The sequence below is a fragment of the Nosocomiicoccus ampullae genome, assembly GCF_001696685.1.
In the GTDB taxonomy this organism is placed as follows: domain Bacteria; phylum Bacillota; class Bacilli; order Staphylococcales; family Salinicoccaceae; genus Nosocomiicoccus; species Nosocomiicoccus ampullae_A.
Genome location: NZ_MBFG01000020.1, coordinates 21,214 through 27,832, shown reverse-complemented (window position 1 = coordinate 27,832; position 6,619 = coordinate 21,214). Strand labels below are relative to the sequence as shown.

The window sequence follows — 6,619 nt, the reverse complement described above, 5'->3', positions numbered from 1 at the left end:
ATTAGAATATAAGAATTATTACTTTAAACTTAATAGTTATGTAGATAATTATCCGAAACAAACAGTTAGATATCAAAATGAATTAATAGAAAGATACCAGAAAGTTGACTTTAAAAACTTAGTTGATCTCGCGAGTTTGGATATGCAGTTGAGATATATAATTATAAAATTTTGTTTAGATATTGAACATTTCATAAAGTTAAACATAATTCGTACTATCACGAATAATCGAGATGAGGATGGTTATAATGTAGTACAGGAATTTTTTGCTTATAGAGAATTGGATAATCCATACGAAAAAATGCTAGGATATTTAAAGTATGATCATTTTAGAAATTCGGATTTTGAAAAATATAAAAGCCAACCTCCGATATGGTTCTTAATTGAACATTTACAGTTTGGGGATTTGTGCTGGTTTGTTGAATTTTTATATAATAAATATGATTTCCCTGAATACAAAGATTTAAGTAAAACGGTGAGGTTTGTAAAAAATATCAGAAATAAAGCCGCACATAATACTCCAATATTAAATAATATAGTTATAAACAATCAAATTAGTGGTAATAATAAAAGTGTAATAATCACTAACTTTGGTAAGAGTTTAGGACTTAATGATAGACAGTTAAATAAGAGACTGAGAAATTTTAACATGCATGATTTATTAGCGATGTTCTATGTATATAAAAAAGTTGTTTTAAGCGAGAAGATGAAAGAACATAGAATAGAAGAGTTTGTGCAATTTATGAATAGAGCAAGAAGGAATCGTTCAATATACGATGAACGGTTTACCTCAGTATATAGATTCTTTGAGAAAGTGCTTGAAAATTATTAGTAAATAATCTAATATTATAAATAAGGAAATAAACTATAAGTTTGTAGGCTCTGCATCGAAAGATGTAGAGCTGAGTTTTTATACTCAATACCATCCCCAAAATACTTCTTTACATTCGTACAGATGTTCTGTATAGTTAGGATATGGTAATAATTATTCAAATGAGATGTAGTGTTATTTAATAGATTCACTCGTAGAAGTTTGAATGTTTTACACATATTATTTTTATTACGGGGGTATTCTATTATGAATAACGGTACAGTTAAATGGTTTAACGCAGAAAAAGGTTTTGGATTCATCGAGAGAGAAGACGGAGACGACGTATTCGTACACTTCTCAGGTATTGTTGGTGAAGGTTACAAAACTTTAGAAGAAGGACAAAACGTTGAGTTCGAAATCGTTGAAGGCGATCGTGGACCACAAGCAACAAACGTTGCTGTTCAATAATTTAAAATTTATATAGTAATATATAATAAAAGTCAGCAATCTTTGGATTGCTGACTTTTTTGTTTATAAATCTAATTCAGGGTATGCGTTAAACTCTTCGAAATCTCCTGCAGTATTTAATAGTGGTGCAAATTTTGCGGTAACGACTTCTGGCGTTCCGTTAAACGCGTAATACACTTTTCCAGTAATTTCCTCACCAGGTGCGATTTCTCGTAAAATTGAGCTGTCTAAATCATAGTACGTCGCTTCTTTGTCATTCACTTGTACTGAGACATCTCGACCTGCTGGAAAGTTTTTGTCGGTGTTGTTTTTATAATACACTTCAAGTTCTAATACATATTCAAACGATTCAAAATGATCTTCGATTCTTTCATCTGTTAATTGACTTGATTTCACAGTGAAGTCAATACCGTCGATCGTAACGATTTCTCCGATATCGTTACGCGTATCATTTTCGATTTTCTTTTCAGGCGATACTTTAACTTCTTTCACTTCAGTTTTTTCTGTCGTATTGTCGCTTGGTTCTTCTCTGACGTCAGCTTCGTTATCTGTACTACAACCTGCAATAAATACGATTAGAACAGTGCTTAACAGTAATTTTTTCATAGCGTCTCCTATCGTTAAATGTTTAAAAATATGGTATCATTCTTTTAAATGAGAAACAAATGAGAGTGGTAGTATGACGGAAATTGTCGTCACGTTAAGCAGTCGTAATTTGACGGAACTTCAACAAGAGTTAAAGGACTTACATCACGCACGAGATGATTTCGACATTTTAGAATTTCGCGGCGATTATTTTGAGGACGATGAAGAAATCATCGATGCACTTTATGGGTTAAGAGAATTAAATAAACGTATTTTGTATACATATCGTACGGAAAGTGAAGGTGGATATGGTAGTGACGATGATTACGTGTCACATATTAAGTACATTTCAGCGCATGCCCCGTTAGATATTCTCGACATTCAGTACAATAGTTATAGAGAGGCTGCGTTTATTTCACACGTCAAATCTCGTGGTATCGATGTACTGTTTAGTCATCATGATTTTCTAAAAACGCCAAATAAAAAAACAATACAGTCGATTATCGATGGAATGTATGAATCATTTGCGGACTATTGTAAAGTCGCGTATATGCCAACAAATAATGAAGATGTCGAATTACTCTTTGAATTGTTAAAACAAAATAAAGAAAAGTACGGAAATATGATTATTATCATCGCGATGGGGGAAAGGGGTAAAATAACACGCGTCGCAAAAGCACCGTACAATTCAGCGTTCACTTACGGATGTTTAAAGACGCCACAAGCACCCGGCCAAGTGGAAATAAAAATGCTAAGAGAGGTATATCAGCATAATGAATAAATATTACGAGTACAAGAAATGTACAACATGTCGTAAAGGTAAAAAGTATTTAGAAGATAAAGGAATCAATTTAGAAGTCATTGATATGGTAGAAGAACCACCGTCAGAATACGAGTTAAAAGACATCGTTAGTAAAGCAGATAATTACGAAATCGATGACTTTTTTAATACGCGAGGTAAAGTATTTAAAGATCTCGGCTTAAAAGAAAAGTTAGATACGATGTCATTCGATGAAAAAATTGAATTACTGTCGAGTGATGGCATGCTTATCAAGCGTCCGATGCTCGTTACAGAGAGTGCTGTCGTTTTAGGATTTAAGGAAGAACAATATGACGCAGTTTTAAATGATTAACATTCTGATTTAATTTGTCTATATGTTAGTTATGTGAGATAATACAATTATTAATTATTCATTACTAGGGGGTTTTTGTTTTGGCAACACCAAACAACTTAAAGTATTCAGAAGATCATGAGTGGGTAAAAGTTGACAGAGATACAGTAACTATTGGTATTACTGAGTTCGCACAGTCAGAATTAGGAGACATCGTTTTCGTTGAGCTTCCTGAAGAAGGAGACGAAATCGCAAAAGGTGACGACTTCGGTTCAGTAGAATCTGTAAAAACAGTATCTGAATTATATGCGCCAGTTTCTGGTGAAGTACTTGAAGTAAACGAAGAGCTCGAAGACAGCCCTGAGTTAGTAAACGAATCACCATACGAAGAAGCTTGGATGTTAAAAGTTAAGCTTAGAGATGCATCAGAACTTGATGAGTTAATGGATGCAGCAGCTTACGACGAAATGACAGGACAATAATTTATGTAAGAACTCTAGACGATGTCTAGAGTTTTTTCTTTCAAAGGATTTAAAAAATGAAACAAAAAATTAGAGAAGAAGAACTAACATCTATCATAAAACGAAGCGGCGTTGAAGTGATCTACGGGTATACGCCGATGTGTGCGACGTGTAAACTCGCAGAGTCTTTTTTAAATATCGCAACAAAAGTCATAGACGTAAACGTCACAAAGATCGATTTAAACTATTATGAGGCTTTTATTCAGCAATATAAAATTCACAGCGTTCCGGCGCTGTTAATCTTTAAAGACGGTAAACTACAAGAAGAAGTGTACGCGTTTGAGTCGGTGACTAAAATTGTCGAAATATTTAAAAAGTACGTTGACAACGAAAATTCGTAGTGCTACAATAAATCAAACTTAATAATTCTTATCCAGAGTGGTGGAGGGAAGTGCCCAAGGAAGCCACGGCAACCGTCTAAATAGACAAGGTGCTAATTCACTGAATGACAAGATCATTCGAAGATGAGAAAGCGAACGTTATTTATGCTTACTCATTTTTGAGTAAGCATTTTTTATTTTCTTCATGTGAAAAAGAATTATTAAGCGGATATAACTGGAGGCAAAGCGATGATTGATATTAAAAATGTCACTAAAGTTTTTAAAGGGAAAAAGAAAACCATCCATGCGGTAGATGATGTGTCGTTACATATCGAAAAAGGAGAAATTTTTGGTATTATCGGATACTCCGGAGCTGGGAAGTCAACGCTAATCCGAATGCTCAACGGCTTAGAAACACTTTCAAGTGGAGACGTTGTAATCGGTGGAGACACGATAAACACCCTTTCAAAAAAAGCATTACGTAAAAAGCGCCAAAAAGTGTCGATGATTTTCCAACATTTTAACTTGTTATGGTCCCGCACAGTCTATGAAAACATTCGCCTCCCCCTTGAAATCGCAGGTGTATCAAAGAGTGAAATGGACGCTCGTGTGACGGAGTTAATTCATCTTGTCGGTTTAGAAGGTAGAGAACATAACTATCCAAGTGAATTATCCGGCGGTCAAAAACAGCGTGTCGGTATCGCAAGAGCACTTAGCAATCATCCGGAAGTGTTATTATGTGACGAAGCGACGAGTGCTTTAGACCCACAAACGACAGATGAAATACTCGATTTACTCTTAAAAATTCGCGAAGAGCTAGGGTTAACAATCGTCATGATCACACACGAGATGCAAGTGATTCGTAAAATTTGCGACCGTGCAGCCGTCATGGAAAATGGTAAAGTCATCGAAGTTGCACCGATTATCGAATTGTTCCAAAATCCAAAATCATCAGTTACAAAACGATTTGTACAAGATGATTTAGACGATGAAGACGTCGACGTTCAAATTAAAGCAATTAAAGAAAGTTTCCCAAATTCGACAGTATTAAAACTCGGATTTGTCGGTACGAAAGCAAACCGCCCAATCGTCTCTCAAGTGATTAAAACGTATGATTTAGACATGAACGTCTTATCAGGAAATATTAAACAAACAAACGACGAATCATACGGTCATCTATACGTTGCGACTGAAGTTCAAGGTGAGACGTTAACTAAAATTATTGAGCAGTTTGAACGTGAAAATGTGTCAGTGGAGGTCATCAAATGAACGATATAAAAGAAATGTTCCGATTTGAACACGTCAAAATCGATGCACTAATCGAAGCGACGATAGAAACGCTGACAATGACAGGAATTGCGACGCTATTTTCATTCGTCATAGGAATTATACTCGGTGTCATTTTATTTCAATCATCAAAAGGTAAGGCGATTGCCTCTAAACCAGTGTACGGTGCGACATCATTTGTCGTTAACCTATTTCGTGCCATTCCGTTTATCATTTTAATCATATTACTCATACCGTTCACAAAAGCAATTATGGGAACGATGATGGGAGTATGGGGAGCGATGCCCGCGTTAATAATTGGCTCGTCTCCGTTTTATGCGAGACTCGTTGAGATCGCGTTAAAAGAAGTCGACAAAGGCGTTATTGAAGCTGCTGAGTCGATGGGTGCAACGCAAACTGAAATTATTTGGAAAGTGTTACTCCCTGAATCACTTCCAGCACTCATTTCAGGGATTACAGTAACGGCGATTATGCTCGTCGGTTCAACTGCAGTGGCTGGTGTTATTGGAGCAGGAGGTCTCGGAAGTCTAGCATACATGGTCGGATTTACGAGAAATCAACCAGACGTGACACTCGTTGCGACAATCGTTGTTTTAATTATCGTTTTTATCATTCAAATTATAGGAGACACTGTATCAAAAGCAGTCGACAAAAGATAAGAGGAGACTTATTTATGAAAAGAATATTATTTGCATTTACATTATTACTAACAGTAGTACTCGCTGCATGTGGTGGCGGAAAAGAAGCAAACGAAAAATTAACAGTCGTTGCGACACCAGTACCACACGCTGAAATTTTAGAAGAAGCAAAACCATTATTAGAAGAAAAAGGAATCGATCTCGACATTAAAGTCGTGAACGACTACAACACACCAAACCAAATGTTAGACAGTGAAGATGCAGATGCAACATTCTTCGCACACATTCCATACTTTAACAACTTATTAAAAGAAGGATTCGACTTTGAAAACATCGGAGCCGTTCACTTAGAGCCTATCGGTGTATATTCTAACGATTATAAATCATTAGAAGAATTACCAGACGGAGCAAAAATTATGCTTTCAAACAACGTGCCAGATGAAGGACGTATCCTTAAATTCTTCGTCGACCACGGTTTAATTACATTAAAAGACGGTGTTGACCCAATCGAAGCAACAATCGACGATATCGAAGACAACCCACATAACTTCGTATTCGACAACAAAACAGCACCAGAAATCATGGTCAAAGCATACGAAAATAACGAAGGTGATGTGTTCTTTATCAACGCAAACTACGCGATTGACTCAGGATTATCACCAAAAGAAGATGCAATCGAACTTGAAGCGGCTGACTCAGACTACGTAAACGTTGTAATTGTAAGAAGCGCAGACAAAGATAACGAAAACTTAAAAACACTTGTAGAAGTATTACAAAGTGAAGAAATCAAAAAATTCATCGACGGAAATTATGACGGTGCAGTCATTCCAGCGGAATAATGAGAAGAGACACGGCTTTTTAAGTCGTGTTTTTTTGT

Annotated in this window: 10 protein-coding genes and 1 riboswitch; of the genes, 9 read left to right on the top strand and 1 reads right to left on the bottom strand. The window is 35.9% G+C overall.

The features are described from left to right. On the top strand, window positions 1-832 hold an 832-nt coding region (locus tag BBS29_RS07460), incomplete at its 5' end, for an Abi family protein (protein ID WP_068130856.1). 246 nt (window positions 833-1,078) lie between these two features. After that, on the top strand, window positions 1,079-1,279 hold the full coding sequence (locus tag BBS29_RS07455; protein ID WP_068130854.1) for a cold-shock protein: 201 nt from the start codon (window positions 1,079-1,081) through the stop codon (window positions 1,277-1,279). A 63-nt stretch (window positions 1,280-1,342) separates the two neighbouring features. On the opposite strand, the gene BBS29_RS07450 is transcribed toward BBS29_RS07455, so the two are convergent. After that, on the bottom strand, window positions 1,343-1,885 hold the full coding sequence (locus BBS29_RS07450; RefSeq protein WP_068130851.1) for a hypothetical protein: 543 nt from the start codon (window positions 1,883-1,885) through the stop codon (window positions 1,343-1,345). Window positions 1,886-1,958: 73 nt separating this feature from the next. On the opposite strand from BBS29_RS07450, the gene aroD reads away from it, so the two are divergent. The 7 genes from aroD to BBS29_RS07415 all read left to right on the top strand — a co-directional run bounded on the left by aroD (window position 1,959) and on the right by BBS29_RS07415 (window position 6,581). After that, the gene (gene aroD, locus BBS29_RS07445) at window positions 1,959-2,645 is read left to right on the top strand and encodes a type I 3-dehydroquinate dehydratase (protein ID WP_068130848.1); all 687 of its coding nucleotides are present in this window, start codon (window positions 1,959-1,961) and stop codon (window positions 2,643-2,645) included. After that, window positions 2,638-2,997: a Spx/MgsR family RNA polymerase-binding regulatory protein gene (locus BBS29_RS07440; protein ID WP_068130845.1), complete on the top strand. Its 360-nt coding sequence runs from the start codon at window positions 2,638-2,640 to the stop codon at window positions 2,995-2,997. Before aroD ends, BBS29_RS07440 begins: the two co-directional genes overlap by 8 nt. 80 nt (window positions 2,998-3,077) lie before the next feature. Next, on the top strand, window positions 3,078-3,458 hold the full coding sequence (gcvH, locus tag BBS29_RS07435; RefSeq protein ID WP_068130842.1) for a glycine cleavage system protein GcvH: 381 nt from the start codon (window positions 3,078-3,080) through the stop codon (window positions 3,456-3,458). 56 nt (window positions 3,459-3,514) lie between these two features. Continuing rightward, on the top strand, window positions 3,515-3,838 hold the full coding sequence (locus tag BBS29_RS07430; RefSeq protein WP_068130841.1) for a thioredoxin family protein: 324 nt from the start codon (window positions 3,515-3,517) through the stop codon (window positions 3,836-3,838). A 25-nt stretch (window positions 3,839-3,863) separates the two neighbouring features. Then, window positions 3,864-3,968, top strand: a riboswitch (SAM riboswitch). Window positions 3,969-4,066: 98 nt separating this feature from the next. Continuing rightward, window positions 4,067-5,086 carry a methionine ABC transporter ATP-binding protein gene (locus BBS29_RS07425; RefSeq protein WP_068130838.1) on the top strand — a complete coding sequence of 340 codons (1,020 nt, stop codon included), beginning with the start codon at window positions 4,067-4,069 and terminating at the stop codon, window positions 5,084-5,086. Continuing rightward, entirely contained in the window at window positions 5,083-5,763 is a 681-nt protein-coding gene (locus BBS29_RS07420) for a methionine ABC transporter permease (RefSeq protein ID WP_068130835.1), read from the top strand. Before BBS29_RS07425 ends, BBS29_RS07420 begins: the two co-directional genes overlap by 4 nt. A gap of 14 nt (window positions 5,764-5,777) precedes the next feature. Further along, a complete protein-coding gene (locus BBS29_RS07415) occupies window positions 5,778-6,581 on the top strand; it encodes a MetQ/NlpA family ABC transporter substrate-binding protein (protein ID WP_068130832.1) in 804 nt (267 codons plus the stop codon). The last annotated feature ends 38 nt before the right edge of the window (window positions 6,582-6,619 follow it).